Raw genomic sequence first — 18,379 nt, 5'->3', positions numbered from 1 at the left:
GGTATCACCGGCTTTTTCCCAAAGAAAATCCATGCCGTCACTGCCCAAGGATTCATCCTTAAGCTTATCCTATTTATCTCCGCCTACTCTCTAACTCAAGTCATCGAGTAAATCGCAACTTGGGTTAATTAACTGAATACAGAATGGATGAACACTACAATCTTCTCCTTCGCGTGGCAGCCTATAACAGGCAGTTCAAGAATATAGAATCGAAAATCTTCCTGAATGAGGGCACAAACCCAAATGAGGCCAGCAATTACACCAGCTTGCTTTATGAGAGGTATTTGAGTAAAGGCGCAATATTGGAAGTTAAAAACGGCTTGTTCCTTTTCTACTGGAAGCTTATCCACCCGGCGGGCATATTCATACGGGGCCTGAACTTTCTACAAGTATTGGCCTATCTGGAGTATTACGACGAGCTTAGAAATAACAAAATAAAAGAGGCAATGGCCATCTTGAAGGAGTACAACGAAAGGGAAAAGGCCAATAATAATGAGGAGAAGAAAGGCTTTGAACTGGAAGAGCGCGATGGGGTTACGTTCATCAAGAACACCAATTTTGTCATCAGCAAAATCATGTAGCTGTTAAGTCATTTTTAAAAACTTTGGCTTTAGGATTTAGTATCTAAAAAGATGAAGCCTCTTACTTTAACCTAATTCCTATGGATTCTACTATGTCTATCTATGCCCTTCCTGGGCATAAGGTCAAGCTTAAGGAGAACTACATGATGATGGGGTATGGTCACGACAAGGATAATATCCAAAGACACCTGAAGTTGGGGGAAATCTACACCGTAGAGGAAACAATGGTTTTTTCCTCTACTTCTTACGTTTATTTTGAGGAGGTGCCGGGTATTTCCTTCAACCCCATTCAGTTTGACTCTATCATCCCCCAGAGCCATGAAGACGACATGAAAAACCCATACCTTATTAAGTTTATTGAAGATTCAGCAAGATACAGCCAATCAAAGGAAGGAAACTCAGGGGAGGATGTGTGAACAAGAGCATAGGTATCAACTTTGCCAATCACAGATTCCTTCAGCCGTAAAGCTAATTAACGGGCAGCAACTAATTCTGTCATTTCTATTTGCCGTTTTGTGCCTGTTTTAACCCATCCACGCCTTTCTCTTCCTAAAGTCGGGTCACAGGCATGTGGTTAGCATCACAATTACCCCTTCTAAGATCCCCTACTGCCATTGGTAATACCCAAAAAATGTGGTCCTGCAGAAGAAGCAGCACCTAGATGTACCACATCTTCTGCAGGAACTTCAACATACTGCTTAACTCTTATTACCTCTTCCCCTTCACCATACCCGCTTCGGCCAGGAGCAGGAGCAAGGCACGCTGAGCGCCCAAGTAGGCTTTGTCGTTGATCCAATACTCGTCCAGGGCATGCGCTCCGCCGCCTTTGCCGCCGCTGCCAATGGTCACCGCCGGGATGCCTTTGGAGAAGGCGATATTGGAATTGGTGGAACCCACCCGAAGCGCCGGCTCCGTGCCCAGGAACCGGGTGGCGGCCATACTGCGCTGCACCAAGGCCACACCAGGGTCTACGCCGCCCGCCGGACGGTCGCCAATCAGTTTCACCTCCACCGTCAGGTTGGCCCCCAGGCGCTTCATCTGGTTTTCCTCCTGCAAGGCCCGCTGCACGGCAGCTTGCAGGAGTTTGTCAATGCCTTCCACCCGCTCGGGGCTCTCAGAGCGCATGTCTACTTCCATCCAGGACTCAAACGGAATAGAGTTCACCGAGGTGCCGCCGCCAATCACGCCCACGTTGTAGGTGGTTCTTATGCCTTCTTTGGTAAACTGATCGGCGGCTACGGCGAAGTAGTGGATGGCCCGGCCCAAGGCATTGTGCGGATTCGCCAGCCCGAAAGCCCCCGAAGAATGCCCTCCCGGACCTTTGAACGTGATGCGGTACCGGTGCGAACCCAGGCCCCGGTTGGTTACCGTCCCAATGCCGGTTCCGTCCACGGCAATGTACGAATCGATTTTGGGGCCTTTTTCGGAAAACAGGTGCTTAACGCCCCGCAAGTCGCCCAAGCCCTCTTCGCCTACGGTGCCTATGAACAAGACATCGGCTTCCGTTTCCAGGCCGGTTTTCTCCAAAGTCTTTAAAACCGACAGCACCATGGCCAAACCGCGGGTGTCATCGCCAACGCCAGGGGCGAGGAGCGTGTCGCCGCGTTGTTTCACTTTCACATCGGTGCCCTCGGGGAACACCGTGTCCAGGTGCGCCTCCATGACTACCGTTTTGGAGCCGTTTTTCCCTTTTCGGCGCGCCAACACGTTGCCTACTTCATCTATCCAGACCGAATCGGCCCCGGCAGCCCGCAGCATCTCGGCGTACTTTCGGCCGCGTACTTCTTCCTTGAAAGGCGGCGCTGGTATCTCAGTGAGCGTAATCAGGTCCTGGAGTGTTTGCGGCTCCAGCTCCAGAATGGTCTTGAAAGCAGCTTTTACCGCGGAGTTCCTGGCCAGGGCTTTTATCTCGTTTTCGTAACGCTTGTTAACGGCGATGGGCTTGGCGGCTTCTGTAGATTGGGCCAAGGCAGGCAAAGTGCCGAGAGCAAAGGTGACTGGCAAAAGACCGCGGAGCAGGAGCTGAGAGAAGGAATTCATGGGTTGTTTGTTAGTGCTGTTGGTATGGGTTGGAGAGAATGGCTTCTATTGTCTTTTCTCTCCCGGGTGGTAGGTGGCTTTGGCGCGTTTCTCCACATCCTCCCGGTAATAGGCCACGTCTTTGAACTGCACATCGGCGTAGCGTTGGGCCTGGTCATCAAAATGCGGTGAGGCTGGGTCGCCGCTTTGTCCGCCCGCCAGCAGGGTTTTGGCCTTCACCTTAGGCCCAAACTCCACCACGGCCACAAAGCTGTTGCCGGAGGTGCCGTACAGGCGTTTGGTGTTGTAGGAGTTAGCACCGTATGAGGCCAGGGCGCCCCAGTTCCCCGAGGCCATGCCAATGGGAAGGCTCGGTTTGGCATCATTGAACGGCTGCTGAATGTCGCCGGTGAGGCGCTGAAAGCGGTTGATCTCGCCCCAGGGCGTGTTCCATTGCCCGAAGTCTTTTTCCACCTGGTTCATGGCCTGGCGGAACAGATCCAGCCGCTCCTGCTCCGGCGATTGGTTTGCGTAGTAGTCAAAGCGCTGGATCAGGTTCATACTCTTAGGGGCACTGCCGTTCCTCGTGGAAAGAGTGGCGTAAAAGTGCGCCAAAGACATAGCCACCGATTCTTTGGACACGGCATAATCCCAACGGCGCATCACCTCCATGGCCTCTCTCAGCTTAGGGTCGTTGGGCTTGAGCTTATCGTACGCCTTCACCAAGCCGGGAATGAGCACCTCAAAGCCGGGCAGGTACGGGTCGTAGGCCAGGCTAATGAGTTTATCCAAGGTCAGGTTCTCGGCTTTCTTGAGCAACCGCACCGCATGGATGCCCCGGAAGTTCTCGGGCGAAGGCGCCATGTACACGGGGTAATCTTCTTTTTTGGGGCTGTATTCGCCGGCGCTGGTAAACGGCGTGGAGTTGCAGTTCTGAATCCAGCCGTTGGGCGGGTTGATCACCCGAATGGTTTCTTCCAGCGGGTGCAGTCCCTGCCAGTCGGTTTTGGGGTTGCTGCCGTCTACGGGCTTGGAGTAGTCAAAGGCCGTGTCGCGCTTGGGGAAGAAGTTACCGTGGTAATAGGCAATGTTGCCCTCGGCATCGGCGTAGACGGTGCCGTTAGACGAGTTGGTCCTCATCTGCATCATCTCGTTGAACTCCTTCAGGTTGCGCTTCTTGGTGCGGGTGTAGGATTGGGTAAGCGCCTCTACCGGTTTCCACATCAGGGCGGTGGCTACCCATTTGTTTCCGTTCTGGTGCGTGATGGGGCCGTGGTGAGTCCGGTAAGTGGTAAAGGTTTTCTGTTTGATCTCGTTGCCTTCTTTGTAAGCCAGGGTTACCTGAGAAGTACTGACCGGCCGCTGCTCACTACCGTACTGGTAGAACAGCTTGCCATCTTTCTTCACAATGGTTTCCTCAAATTCATCTATCACGTCTACGTACGCCGAGGTGTGCATCCAGCCGGTTTTCTCGTTGAAGCCCTGGTAAATGAAGAACTGCCCCCAGGTCACGGCGCCGTACGCGTTCAGGCCCTCTTCGCTCACCGCGTGCACCTCGCCCCTAAAGAAGAAAGACGTATGCGGATTGATCAGCAGCATGGCGTTGCCCGAGGCCGTACGTTTGCCCGAGATGGTAAAGCCGTTGGAGCCTTTGGGTTCCGCCAGAAGGTTGGGCTGCGTGGCCGGATGATAGCCCGTAAGCCCTGCGGCTTTGTTCTCTCCATAGAACGCCTTGATCTTGTCTGTAGCGATACTTTCTATGTCGCCGCCAATGGAGCCCTCGGTGAAGTACATGGGCATCCAGGGCTCAAAGCGCGTCAGTAGTTTGGGCTTCACCTCGGGGTGCGTGTGCAGGTAGTAGTTGATGCCATCGGCGAAGGCCTGGCAGAGGGTTTTCAGCCACTCGGGGCTTTTCTCGTAGTGCCGGATGGCTTCCTCTTTGGTCATGAACAGCCGGGCCCGCAGATCGCTGTAGAGCATTTCCTGGCCTTCCACTTCGGCCAGCCGGCCGATGGCCCAGATGTAATTGCGCTCCACCCGGTTAAAATCATCTTCGCACTGCGCATATAAAAGCCCGAAGACCGCATCGGCATCGGTTTTGCCGTAGACGTGGGGCACGCCAAAATCATCGCGTATAATGGTGACGCGCGCCGCCTGTTCCTGCCACTTGTCTACCTCTCTGGAGGAAGCCATCTTCTCGCCGGTGGCGCAGGAGAACAGGAAAAAGACAAACAGGAAGTAAAACGCAATGGGTTTGGCAATGGATTTCATGAAGCAGGAAAGATCAACTGATGGATGTCCAATTTAAGGCTATTTTCTAGAAAACACAGGCAAAACAGGAGGCAGAAATAGCCCCGGGGAGAGGCCTGCCAAAACAGGACAGTACCGTTGTATAAAAGGGGCTACTTCCGGCTGAATCGCACCGCCCGTTTTGGGGCTGTTTTCGGCAAACCGGCCCCCAAACGCCCTGTTCGGCAGGAAGTACCCTCAGGGCTTTTCCTATTTCCCGTTTCTTCCGTAGTATGCAGTGGCTATGAAATTCTTACCTACCCAACTCTTACTCTTCCTCAAAAACAAGCCTGACCGGCGTAACCTCATCCTGTTGGGGAAGTTCATGCTGGTCTTGCTGGCCTTAATTGCGGTCTTCACCATCATCTTTCACCTGCTTATGCTGCGGGAGGGGCGCACCTTCTCCTGGATCACGGGTTTGTACTGGACCCTCACCGTCATGTCTACCCTGGGTTTTGGCGACATTACCTTTCATAGCGATTCGGGGCGCTTTTTCTCTATTGTGGTGCTGCTCTCTGGCATGGTGTTCCTGCTCATCCTGTTTCCGTTCACGTTCATCAATTTCTTCTACGCCCCCTGGATGAAAGCCCAGGAAGACGCCCAGGTACCGCGCGCCCTTCCGGCGGGCACCAGCGGCCATGTGGTGCTCACGCAGTACGGCCCGGTCACCGAAGCTTTGATCTACAAATTAAACCAGTTCGGTTACCCTTATGTGGTGCTGGTCCCCGATTTGGCAGAAGGGCTGCGGTTGCACAGCCTGGGCATCCGGGTCATGCTGGGCGATTTGGACGACCCCGAAACCTATACCAGGGTGAACGTGCACCAGGCGGCCCTGGTAGCGGCCACGGCCACCGACGTGATCAACACCAACATTGCCTTCACGGTGCGGGAAATCAGCAGCCAGGTGCCCATCATCTCTACCTGTAACTTTGCGGCCTCAGTAGACATTCTGGAGCTGGCGGGCAGCAACCACGTGCTGCAGTTGGGCGAAATGATGGGCGTTTTCCTGGCCCGGCGCGCCAGCGGCGGCGATGCCTGCGCCCAGGTAATTGGCGAATTCAAGGAACTGCAGATTGCCGAGGCCTCGGTGGCCGGCTCGCCGCTGGTGGGCTTAACCCTGAAAGAGACCCGGTTGCGCGAGCAGGTAGGCGTGAGCGTGGTGGGCGTCTGGGAGCGGGGCAAGTTTGGGGCCGCCCAACCTGAAACCCTGATCACCGAGACCACGGTGCTGGTGCTGGCCGGGTCCAAAAGGCAGATAGAGAACTACAACAAGGTCTTCCAGACCGAAAAGCACCTGAAAGGCCCCGTGATCATTCTGGGCGGCGGCCGGGTGGGCCGGGCCACGGGCAAGTCGCTGGCCGACCGTAACCTGGACTACAGGATTGTGGAGAAAGACCCGGCCCGGGTAAAGGCCAATCCAAACTACGTGCTGGGCGACGCCGCCGAACTGGAAATCCTGAAAGCCGCGGGTATTGACGAATCGCCGTGCGTGATCATCACCACCCATGACGACGACATGAACGTGTACCTCACCATCTACTGCCGCCGCCTGCGCCCCGACATCCAGATCATCACCCGCTCTACCCTGCAGCGCAACCTGCCCACCATGCACCGCGCCGGCGCCGACTTTGTGATGTCCTACGCGTCCATGGGCGGTAACACCATCTTCAACCTGCTCAAGCGAAGCGATATTTTGATGGTAGCCGAGGGGTTAGACTTACTAAAGGTTCAGGTGCCAGAGCAGTTGGCCGGTCGGTCCATTGCCCAGTCTTCCATCAGGCAGGAAACCGGCTGTACCATTATTGCCGTGCGGCAGGGAGACAACCTTATCATCAACCCAGACCCGTTCATGGTGCTCCCGCCCCAGGCCGAAATCATTTTGATTGGCACCGTAGAGGCCGAGAACAAGTTCTTCAGCATGTATGGCCAGAACGATTTCCTGGAAAGGGCAAAATAAACGGGTTGTGCAGCAGGCAGAAAGGCAACTGCGGGAATAGCTGGTTTCCGCGAGCCAGCTTCTTGCCGCTTGACGCATTACGGTAAAAGAGAGGATTAAAGCGCGAACCCAAGGTTTCAGTCCTCGGCCTAGAGAGAAGCTTTTAGTGATGTGCTGTCCCGGGTTCCGTTTCAGGGCTGTTTTGTCCAAAACAGCGCCAAATTGAACAAAATGAAATAGTAAAATAGCTTTGGGTTGCTTCCTGAAAAACAGCTTCTGTTCTTCCTTGCAGGACAATCTGTCCCGGGGAAAACGGCAGAGATTGACATTTCTGGGTCTGCGATTAAAAACAGAGACTGACGCGCCGTTTTTAAGCCGTTTTTGCCTACTTTAAGCTATTCCAACGCTACGGGTATGAAACACTTCTTTACGCTGCTTCTCAGTCTTTGCACGCTCCTGTCTGCCACTGCGCAGCAAACGCAGAAACCGCCTTTGCACGGCAAGCACTGGATGGCCATTACGGGCAAGCCAGTGGCAGCCACCGCCGGGGCCATGACGTTCCAGAAAGGCGGCAACGCGGTGGATGCAGCCTGTGCCATGCTGGCCGCCACCTGTACCATGTGGGATGTTTTAAGCTGGGGCGGCGAAACACAAGCCCTAATCTATAACCCCAAAACCAAAAAGGTAATTGCCATCAACGCCATGGGTGTGGCTCCTACCGGCGCTACGGCGGCTTTCTTCAAGGGCAAAGGCTACCATTTTCCGCCGGAATACGGACCTTTGGCCGCTACTACGCCGGGCACGCCCGGCGGCCTGCTGCACATGCTGGCGAACTACGGCACCCTAAGTTTGGAGCAAGTATTGGCCCCAGCCATGGAAATGGCCGCCGGGTACCCCATAGAGGCTCAGACGGCCAACAGCTTTGAACGCGAAAAAGAACGCCTCAAGCAGTGGCCCTACAGCAAGAAAGTGTTTCTGCCCCATTTAGGCCAGAAAAGGGAAGCCCCGGAAGCCGGCGAGATTTTCGTGCAGAAGGATTTGCTGGCCACCCTCACCAAACTGGTAGATGCCGAGAAAGCGGCCCTGAAAAAAGGCAAGAGCCGCAAAGAAGCCATCATGGCTGCCTATGAACGCTTTTACACCGGCGACATTGCCAAAGAGTTTGTGCGCGGCTGCCAGGAACAAGGTGGATTGATTACGATGCAGGACCTGGCCAAGTGGAAGCCGTTAGAAGAAGAGCCGCTTTCTACCAACTACCGGGGCATTGACGTGTACAAGTTACCGCAATGGACCCAGGGCCCCATGCTGCTGCAGGCCCTGAACGTGTTGGAGAACTTTGACCTGAAGAGCATGGGCTACAACAGCGCCAGGTACATCCACACCGTGTACCAGACCATGAACCTCACCTTCGCCGACCGGGACTTTTATTACGGCGACTCCTACTTTCCGCCGCAGGAACCCATGAAAGGTTTGCTCAGCAAAGAGTACGCCAAGCAGCGCGCCTCGCTCATCCGGCCAGACAAGAACAACCCCAACATTGGCCCCGGCGATCCTTACCCTTTTGAGGGCAAAGGCCTGAAGAACCCTTACCTCAAACTCCTGAAGGAAAGAGGCTATGAGCTAGACACCACCAAACGCAACTTCGCCCCCACCCACGACATCCGCAACGAATCATCCACAGCTGATTACCAGCAAAGGCTCTGGCTGGGTACCACCACCATGGAGGCCGCTGATAAAGAAGGTTGGGTAGTGTCTATTACCCCCAGCGGCGGCTGGAACCCGGCCTGCATTGCCGGGAATACCGGCATTGGCATGAGCCAGCGGATGCAAAGCTTTGTACTGGATGCGAACCTGAATCCCTTCAACGTAGTAGAGCCAGGTAAACGCCCCCGGGTGACCTTAACGCCCTCTATGGCCCTAAAAGACGGGAAGCCTTTCCTGTCCTTCGCGGTACAAGGGGGAGACACCCAGGAACAGAACCTGCTGCAGTTCTTTTTGAACATGGTGGACTTTGGCATGACCGTGCAGCAGGCCTCTGAGGCGGCTAACTTCAACACTAACCAACTCTGGCTCTCCCTAGGCGGCACTAAAACCGAAGACAGGCAGCCAAAGCCCGGCCACATACTGCTCCACGACAGCACCCCGGAAGCTGTCCGCACCCAACTGAAACAGATGGGCTATACCTTAAGCTTTGATGACCGTACCAGCGGCCCTATCAACGCCATCTACTTTGATTGGAAACATGGCAGCCTTTGGGGCGGCTCCAGCAACCACGGTGAAGATTATGGAATAGGGTGGTGATGGTGCGTTCAACAGCAGCCTTCAATGCGCCAAGGGGCACTACCATCAGGTAGTGCCCCTTAACATTTACGCCCCACAACAGGGGATGAGCGCCGCATGGCCCTTGGTTTTGGCAAGAAGGCAAGGGCTGGTTTGCGAAGTACTTACCGCGCTGAAAAGTCTGTACATGGGTCAGAGGACAGGAAAACACCTCTTCCAAACCCAATCCTTATCCATTCCTGAACCATATTTCACCCTTCGCCTAGATTTATACCTATTCCAATATTTGCGGAAAACCAGCTACTGCTTCTAAGTATTTATAGCATCTTACGGATGTACAAACACACTTGAAAAAGCAACATTCTTCATTGACAAACCTTTCTTTATGCTTTATCTCACTGAAGTTACAAGGCGGTGTAGCAAGGCAAAAACTTAGGTGAAACAAAGCCTGAGCCAGGGCTATTCTAGACTATGAAACATTTATCCGCATAGTTTAGGCAGCCTGGGGAATTCTTCCTTTAATGTATGTAACATTTCAAGAATAGTTCTTATTTGAATTATTCAAAATTGCTCAACATTACTCTCCCCTCTTTATCATGATTATAATATCTATTTATAATACTTAGCGATTTACCCCTGCTTGCCCCATAGAACCGTTCTATCATCTTAAAAATTATCTATATAATAGCTTGCTAATATTAATTTTTATTGAAATAATTGAATCATTTTACTAAAAACCTTGTCCATTAATCAACCTCCCCCTAAAAGCAGAGCTTTTTCATTGATCTAATATTTTATATAAATACAGCGTTCAGCTTATGGTGCAACTTTACCGTAGCCTATTTACAGCGTGCTTTTTGGTTTTACTCTCCTGCCTCCAGACTTACGCCCAGGAGTGTAATGTAACCGTAACCGCTAGCGGCCCCACTACCTTATGCCCGGGGCAGCAAGTTGTCCTTACCGCCTCCTCGTCCAGTGCCGGCGCTACATTCCAGTGGCTGAAGGATGGTGCCCCCATCTCTGGTCAGACGTCTACTACACTAACAGTGGCTGCCACCGGCGACTATTCCGTTCTGGTAAAGGGTAGTTCCTGCACAGAAAACACTTCTTCTCCTATCACGGTTACCGCAAGCGCTAACCCAGTTGCCGATTTCACCTTCACAGACAACGTGTGCTCTGGCGCCAACGTCAGGTTTGACGGCGCTCCCACAGGCGCAGGCTTCAAATATGAATGGGATTTTGGAGACCCCTCCTCAGGCAGGAACAACACCAGCGACGCGCAATCCCCCACCCACACGTTTATCTCAAACGGAACCGGCACGGTCACGTACAATGTCAAGCTAAAAGTAACCAATGCGGGAGGCTGCACAAACGAGGTCACAAAAGTGATCACGGTAACGCAACGGGCAGATCCATCTTTGGAAGATGTCCTGGCCACCCAGAACTTCACCTTACCCTTCACCAATTGTTCATCGGTAGCATCAAGTTACCTCTTAAAGGTAAGAAACACTTCCACCACCAAGAGTACTAATAGATCCTACACCATTGACTGGGGTGACGGTAAGGTAGAAAACTTTCCCGCTACTTTTGATGGGGCGGAGCACACCTACACCACCCAAGGCGCGTTCAACCTAAAATATATCATTGCCGGTGCCAATGGTTGTACCACTACCCGTAACATTTTAGTCTATAACGGAAGCAACCCCAGCCTTACGGTGGGCAGCCCGGGAAGTACCATTGGCTGCGCCCCTATTACGTACACGTTTCCTATCTCAGGAGTGGCAAATAACAGCCCGGCCACCATCTACACCTTTCAATTTGACGATGGCAGCCCGGCTTATACGTTCACACAAGACAATGTGCCCTCCAGCCTTTCTCACACGTTTAGAAAAAGCTCTTGCAACAACAACAACAGAGACTCCTTCAACCTGATAGCTACTGCATCAAACCCCTGCGGAATCACTAACGTTACCGTAAGCTCCATTTTCATTTCGGCTACTCCGAGAGCCAGGTTTGAAGTGGAGCCAAAAAGTTCGGTGGGGTGCCTCAACACGCCTTATACCCTCAAAAACACCTCAGACCCTGGGGCTAACATGCTGGGTATTGGCAGGTGTAACACCAATGCCAACTACCTATGGGAGATTAGCCCGGCCACCGGATGGACACTTACCGCCGGAACGCTTACTTCTTTTAGCCCTGCCATCAAGTTTACCAGCACAGGTGATTACAGTATCAAGCTGAAAGTAACCAACAGCTGTAACTCGCATGACACAACCATGGTCTTTTCCGTCATTGATGTGCCCACTTCTAAGTTCTCCACCACGGTCAACCCAGCCACCGGATGTACCAACCTGGAAGTAGCCACCACCAATGAATCTGTGGGAGCGCAACTGTCTTACCAGTGGTTTGTCTCGCCCAACACTGGCTATACCATTACCTCGGGCTCTCTTACCAGCAAAAACCCTGTCTTCAATTTCACGGAAGCCGGAGCTTACACCCTTTCCCTGAAGACCATCAATCCCTGCGGAACCGATAGCAGCAGCACCCAGGTGGTAGTAAAGTCTCCGCCCATTGTCACCTTGCCGGCGGCCAGGGAATACTGCGCTCCCCAGACCATCGCCTTTACAGAGGCCAACACGTCCCATAGACCATCGTATGATCCAAATTCAGGGGCAATCACCGCCTACAAATGGACGGTAACCGGACCTGCCGGCGCTGCCTTTGTAGGGGGCACCACCGATGCGTCACAATACCCCTCCATTGATTTCCCGGCAGAGGGAACATACAAAGTCACCGTTACCGCCAACAATGAATGCGGCACCTCGGTGGCAGCATCACAGGAAATCACCATCCGGGACCTGCCTCTGCCTCCTACGGTAACGGGGCTCACCATCTGTGAAGGGCAGCCTGCCACTCTTACCGTAAGCGGAAGCGCCACAGACCTTACGTACCGCTGGTACACGCAGGCAACCGGCGGCACCCCGCTTTTTACCGGCACCTCCTTTACGCCTTCACCGGACTTAACCAGCACCACCACGTTTTATGTGGAAGCGGTTAGTGGCTTTAGCTGCGTTAGCTCCACCAGAACTCCCGTAACGGTAGTAGTAACCAGAGCTGTTTCCAACAACACCATTACCCCACAGGCACCTCTTACCGTGTGCGAGGGGGAAGCCCCTAAAACCATTTCCGGCTCTGTTCCCGCCGGTGGAGACGGCGCTCCTTACCAGTATAAGTGGCAAATCAGTACAGATGGCGTAACGTTCGCTGATGCCCCGGGCACCAACAATGAACAAGATTATACGCCTGGTGTCATTACGCGCAACACCTGGTACAGGAGAACCATTGCCTCGCAGACCTGCCCGGTACACATAAGCAACGTGGTGGCGTTCACGTTTAGCCCTACGCCGGCGGCTCCTGTTCTTGCTTCCAATGACGTTTCCATCTGCCAGGGCCAGCAAGCCGACCTAGCGGTGAATGCGCAAACAGGCTTTACCTACAAGTGGTACACGGCCAGCACCGGCGGCGTGTTAGTGACCACCGGAAACTCCTTCAGAACTCCGGTGCTAAGCCGAGACACTGTATTCTATGTGGAGGCCATCAATGACAATAACTGCGTTAGCACCTCCCGCTCTGAGGTACGGGTTAGGGTAGCTCCTGCCATTGCAGACAACACGGTACTAGGCGGCCAGGATATTTGTACCGGCCAAACGCCAGGCGTTCTGACGGGCTCTCAGCCAACCGGCGGCAACGGGTCTTTCACGTATGCCTGGGAATCCAGCTCCACCTCAGGAACCAGCGGGTTCGTGCCTATTCCTAATTCCAATACCAAAGATTTCACGCCGCAGGTCCTCACCACCACCACCTGGTTCAGGAGGGTAGTTAGCTCGGCCGGATGCGTGACGACCAGCGGCGCCGTAGAAATTACCGTACGGCCTGAAATCACCGCCAATACGGTATCCTCTAACCAGACCATCTGCACAGGAAGCGTTCCGGCCGTGATCACAGGCTCCCAACCCCTGGGCGGCAACAACACCTATACCTACCAATGGGAAAGCAGCACCACCTCTGATGCAACAGGCTTCTCACCAATTGCAGGTGCTACCAGCAAGGACTTCACGCCTACGGAAGCTATCACGCAGAATACCTGGTTTAGACGGGTGGTTACGTCTGGCACCTGCCAGGAAAGCGCGAGCGCACCGGTATTCATAGAAGTGCAGCAACCTATTGCCAACAACACCATCTCAGCGGAGCAAACCATCTGCGCGGGGGAAACCATCCAGGCCTTGACCGGTTTGGAGCCAACCGGAGGCAGTGGTACCTACACCTACGTTTGGGAGCAAAGCACCACTTCGGCAACCACCGGCTTCAGCCCTATCGCCAATGCCACCACCCGTGACCTGGCGCCCATGGCGCTTACCACCACCACTTGGTTCAGGAGAGTGGTATCTGGCGGAGCATGTGCCGCCAGCACCAGTGACGTGGTTCAGATCACGGTCAGCCCTGCCCTGGAAAACAATGTCATCACGAACGGCCAAACCCAGACTATTTGCACCGGCTCGGTTCCCGCCCCTTTACTTGGTGCACAACCTACCGGCGGCGATAATGTGTTCACGTACCAATGGGAGCAAAGCACCGACGGCTCCACCTATACAGACATCTCAGGGGCTACTGACAAGGATTTTGCCCCGGGGGCGCTTACCCAAGACACCTGGTTCAGACGAAAAGTAATTTCCAGGACCTGTACATCCACCAGTCCGGCGGTGAAAGTTGAGGTGCAACAGCCTATCGCCAACAACACCATTGCCGGGGAGCAAACCATCTGCGCAGGTTCGGCTTCGCAGGAGCTGACGGGGTCGCAGCCAAGCGGCGGCTCTGGCACGTACCGCTATGTCTGGGAAGCCAGTACCGATGGCAGCAGCTTCGCGCCTGTTGCGAATGCAACGCAACAGAGCTACACCCCTGTCAACCTGGCCCAAACCACCTGGTTTAGGAGACGAGTAGAAGGAAGCGCCTGCCCAGCCGACTTGAGCAACCTGGTGAAAGTTACGGTTACCGTGCCGGTGACCAATAACGTTATCAGCGCTCCGCAGACCATTTGCAGCAATACGGCCCCCCAACGGTTAACGGGCTCCACACCCGCCAGCGGACCGGGCGCGGTGTTTACCTACCAATGGGAAAGCAGCACCACCTCGGCCACGGCAACTGATTTCACGGCAATTCCCGGGGCAGATGCGATGGATTATGCGCCTGGCGCGCTCACCAGAACCACCTGGTTTAGGAGGGTAGTCAGCACGGGTGGTTGCACCAGCACCTCCGCCGCAGTGCAAATCACGGTTGACCCATTGCCGGCCTCGCCTACCGTGGCCAACCAGACCATCTGCGAAAACAACAGCGCTATCTTGGCAGTAACAGGAGCCGGCGCAGGCTCTTACCAGTGGTTTGACGCTGAAACCGGCGGCACGCTGCTGGGGCAAGGCACTTCCTTCATCACGCCGGTACTCACCGCTGACGCTACCTATTACGTGCAAATCACCGATGCCAAAGGCTGCGTTAGCCCCCGCACGGCGGTAGTAGTTACGGTAAATCAAAACATAGGGAACAACATTGTCTCCTCAGACCAGGCGCTTTGCGTAGGCTCCAGCCCTAGTTTGCTCACCGGCACTGAGCCTACTGGCGGCAACGGCAATTACACCTATCTGTGGGAAAGCAGCACTGCCGGTCCTACCAGCGGGTTTGCTCCGGCCGCAGGCAACAACACCGGAAGCACCTACCTGCCCACCAACATCACCACAGTCACCTGGTTCAGGCGCAGGGTTACTGCTGGTCCTTGCCTGCCCAGCGTAAGTGCCGCCGTCAGGATCTCCATCAGCCCAGTAATCACAAATAACCGCATCTCCTTCCCGCAGTCTACCTGTTCGGGTACTCCGCCGGCCATGCTTACCGGTACGCAACCACAAGGGGGCGACGGCACTTACACCTACCTCTGGGAAAGCAGTACCACCGGGGCTACCGGCGGGTTCTCTCCTGCGGCAGGCAACAACACCGGCAGCAGCTACCAACCCGAGAGCCTTACCCAGAACACCTGGTTCAGACGGACGGTATTCTCAGGGGGGTGCTCCCTTACCTCGGCAGTGGTGCAGATCACGGTGGTGCCGGTCATTGCCAACAACACCATCACCGCCGACCAGACCATCTGTAGCGGTGATGCCGTTCAGCCACTCAGCGGATCGGTGCCAACCGGCGGCAACGGGACCTACACCTATCTCTGGGAAAGCAGCACCGACGGGGTAAGGTTTACTCCTGCCGCCGGCAACAACAGAACGGCCAATTATACCCCGGGCGCTATCAGGGCAACTACCTGGTTCAGACGTACCGTGACCTCTTTCCCTTGCCTGGAGAGCAAGAGCGCTCCCGTTAAGGTAACGGTGATCACGCCTATTGCCAACAACACCATAAGAACAGAGCAGGAAGTTTGCGCCGGTGTAGTTCCTGCCTTGCTGCAGGGCTCCTTGCCTACCGGAGGCGGCTCCAGCAACGTTTTCCTGTGGGAAGTAAGCACCACTGGTCCTACCGGCACGTTTACGCCTGCTCCGGGCACCAACACAGACATCAACTACCAGCCGGCGGGGTTAACGCAGACTACCTGGTTCAGAAGGGTGGTAGTTTCGGCTCCTTGCCAGAATCAGCCCAGCAACGTGGTGCGCATCCTGGTGAAGCCTTTACCGGCAGCCCCGGCCTTGGCCTCGGCGCCTCCCAGGGTGTGCTCTGGCGACAGGATCAACGTCACCGTCACCAACCCGGGGTTTGGGGTAGAGTGGTATGACCAGCCGCAGGGCGGAAGGCTGCTGTACGTAGGTGCTACGTTTCCCACTCCGGCCCTGGTTGAAACCACCACGTTTTACGCCCAGACCGTCACCCGGGAGGGCTGCACCAGCAGCAGAACCGCCGTGCAGGTAGAGGTGATTCCGCCTTCGGCAAACGCCGGCCCCGATGTGACCATTATTGCAGGGCGGTCTACCCAGCTGGTGGCCACCGGCGGGGTGAAATACGAGTGGTCGCCGGCTACCGGGTTGTCCTCGGTGAACACCGCCTCTACCACGGCCACGCCAAAGGAAACTACTACCTACACGGTCACGGTGACCACCGCCGAGGGATGTATCTCCAAGGACGAGGTAACGGTGACCGTGCTGCCGGAAGTCTTTATTCCCAACGTGCTTACGGCGAACAAAGACGGCATCAACGATGACTGGGAAATCCTGAACATAGAGAAATACCCCAACTGCACGGTAGAGATCTTCAACCGCTGGGGCGTGAAACTCTTCTCTTCCCAGGGCTACAAGACCCGGTGGGACGGCACTTACCAAGGCAAGCCGTTGCCGGTAGCCGCCTACTACTACATCATTCACCTGGACAAGGACGAGAAACCGATTGCCGGAAGCATCACCATCATCAAATAAGGCCATGAAAGCAGGAAAGTATTTAGTAGTTGTGAGCCTGACATTGGTATGGATGGCTTCCTTCAGGGCTGCGGCACAGCAAATGCCCCAGTTCAGCCAATACATGACCAACAGCCTGGTCATAAACCCGGCCGTGGCCGGAATTGAGAACTACATGGACGTGCGTGCCTCCTACCGGAAGCAGTGGATTGGCATTGAGGGTGCGCCTACCACCTTCTACACCAGCATGCACGCCTCCATTGGCAAGAGTGACCGCAACGCCCAAGGCCGCGGCAAGGCCAGAAACACCAAGCCCAGGAGCTCGGTAAACCGGAACAACAGGTTCCATCGGGTGAGTCCGCACCACGGCATTGGGGCCATTGCCCAGGTAGACCAGGCAGGGCTGCTGAAGACCAGCTCGGTGAACCTCATGTACTCGTTCCATTTGCCGCTCACCAGGTCCATTAACCTGTCGTCGGGCATCTCGGCGGGGGTTCTCAAGAACAGCTTCAATACCAGCAAGGCCAGAAGCATCACCCCAACCGATGCCGCCCTCTTGGGGGAGCAGGTGAACCTGACCAAGGCAGACGTGAGCATTGGCACCTGGCTCTACACCTCCCGCGCGTTCCTGGGGATTTCGGGGGCCCAGCTGATCAACAGCAAGAGCGACTTTAAAACTCCGCTGGACGTAAGCATCTCAGGCCGCCTGATCCCGCATTATTTTGTGACGGCAGGTTACCGGTTTAGCGTCCATGACCTGATGTTTACCCCCTCAATCCTGTACAAGAAGGCCGGCCCAAGCCGCGGTGCCATTGACCTGAACATGAAAGCCATGTATAATGAGCGGGTATGGATTGGCGCCTCTTACCGCGACAGGGATGCCGTCTCTTTTCTCTTTGGCGCGTACGTGAGCCACGTGCTGGACTTCGGGTATTCCTACGACCTTACCACTTCTGGGCAGAATGAGAACAGCGCGGGCTCGCATGAGTTTATGGTGGGCTTCAAGCTCAACAACAGATTGAAAGTCATTTGCCCCCGCTGGGTGTGGTAAACCTGGTTGCCCCGCAAGGCACTAGCAGCACTTAACATCCTAAACGGGGCACCTGGAGGTGTCCTGTTTAGATGAATAAGCACCGGCCTAAGTGGCGTGTTCCTGGTAAGGGTACGCTACCCAGGCCGGTGCTTTTTTTATGCCCAAGGCTTTTGCAGCCCTGCGACTTACGCTTCAATCAAATCTGTTTTGGGGCTGTTTTGCTGAAAAGAAGCCGTAAATAGCCTCTCTGCTCATTGGGCCAGGTGCATGCAACTTTGTGTCCTTGCGCTCTTGCATGTGCGTTTTAAGAAGTTGTGCCTGCATTTTCCGGCCGTTTTCACTAAAAGAGGAGCAAAACAGGCTTACTGAGATTAGATAGGCAAGAGGCATGCAGAAGGGTAAAGGCAGCTACAGCCGATAGCAAGATTTTCCTGTGAAGCCAGAGCTAGAGCCAAAGGCACTCGTTTCCGCTACAAACCGCGCCCACAAATTCGTTGAGGGCACAGGCACTCTCCGCAAAGCCGGCTCTTTTCTTACCGCCTTCTTTAATTCACCCCATCATCTTTTGGCAACGGCTACCGGCTGCTTCCCTGTAATGTAGCCGTCCATAGCCCTTTGCCTCCAACAGCCACTTGGTTGTGCAAACCTCTTTATTACGAAATTAAAATTATAAAGTTCAGAATTCCACGGATATCACAATTTATTTGATAATTTTGCACAAGTGAAATTTTATTGTACTATATCAATTAATCAAAGCATTTTTAAAAGCTATCAATCACCATGGAAATAAGGAAATTTATCATCC

8 protein-coding genes and 1 pseudogene are annotated in these 18,379 nt (G+C 54.4%); 7 read left to right on the top strand and 2 right to left on the bottom strand.

What is annotated here, in order from left to right:
* From JT718_RS20820 to JT718_RS06895, 3 genes and pseudogenes are all read left to right on the top strand, one after another.
* Window positions 1-111 (top strand): annotated as a pseudogene (locus JT718_RS20820) (IS982 family transposase); the annotation flags it as partial.
* A gap of 32 nt (window positions 112-143) precedes the next feature.
* Window positions 144-581 carry a hypothetical protein gene (locus JT718_RS06900; RefSeq protein ID WP_205501499.1) on the top strand — a complete coding sequence of 146 codons (438 nt, stop codon included), beginning with the start codon at window positions 144-146 and terminating at the stop codon, window positions 579-581.
* Window positions 582-661: 80 nt separating this feature from the next.
* Complete coding sequence (locus tag JT718_RS06895; protein ID WP_205501498.1) at window positions 662-997, top strand: hypothetical protein; 336 nt, start codon at window positions 662-664, stop codon at window positions 995-997.
* 292 nt (window positions 998-1,289) lie between these two features.
* Here the strand turns inward: JT718_RS06895 and JT718_RS06890 are convergent, their stop codons facing one another.
* Both JT718_RS06890 and JT718_RS06885 read right to left on the bottom strand, forming a co-directional pair.
* Window positions 1,290-2,621 (bottom strand): M20/M25/M40 family metallo-hydrolase, encoded by a 1,332-nt coding sequence (locus JT718_RS06890; RefSeq protein ID WP_205501497.1) that lies wholly within the window; start codon window positions 2,619-2,621, stop codon window positions 1,290-1,292.
* A 45-nt stretch (window positions 2,622-2,666) separates the two neighbouring features.
* On the bottom strand, window positions 2,667-4,871 hold the full coding sequence (locus JT718_RS06885; protein ID WP_205501496.1) for an acylase: 2,205 nt from the start codon (window positions 4,869-4,871) through the stop codon (window positions 2,667-2,669).
* 262 nt (window positions 4,872-5,133) lie between these two features.
* Between JT718_RS06885 and JT718_RS06880 the strand changes: the two genes are divergently transcribed.
* The 4 genes from JT718_RS06880 to JT718_RS06865 all read left to right on the top strand — a co-directional run bounded on the left by JT718_RS06880 (window position 5,134) and on the right by JT718_RS06865 (window position 17,592).
* Window positions 5,134-6,846 (top strand): potassium channel family protein, encoded by a 1,713-nt coding sequence (locus tag JT718_RS06880; RefSeq protein ID WP_205501495.1) that lies wholly within the window; start codon window positions 5,134-5,136, stop codon window positions 6,844-6,846.
* Between the two features lie 393 nt (window positions 6,847-7,239).
* Window positions 7,240-9,126, top strand: a complete 1,887-nt coding sequence (locus JT718_RS06875; RefSeq protein ID WP_205501494.1) for a gamma-glutamyltransferase family protein — start codon at window positions 7,240-7,242, stop codon at window positions 9,124-9,126.
* An 836-nt stretch (window positions 9,127-9,962) separates the two neighbouring features.
* Window positions 9,963-16,562: a T9SS type B sorting domain-containing protein gene (locus tag JT718_RS06870; protein WP_205501493.1), complete on the top strand. Its 6,600-nt coding sequence runs from the start codon at window positions 9,963-9,965 to the stop codon at window positions 16,560-16,562.
* Between the two features lie 4 nt (window positions 16,563-16,566).
* On the top strand, window positions 16,567-17,592 hold the full coding sequence (locus JT718_RS06865; RefSeq protein ID WP_205501492.1) for a PorP/SprF family type IX secretion system membrane protein: 1,026 nt from the start codon (window positions 16,567-16,569) through the stop codon (window positions 17,590-17,592).
* The last annotated feature ends 787 nt before the right edge of the window (window positions 17,593-18,379 follow it).

It is taken from the genome of Rufibacter psychrotolerans, from assembly GCF_016924645.1.
GTDB lineage: Bacteria > Bacteroidota > Bacteroidia > Cytophagales > Hymenobacteraceae > Nibribacter > Nibribacter psychrotolerans.
Note: the sequence above shows the minus strand (reverse complement) of the source record. Positions and strands in the feature narration are given on the sequence as shown.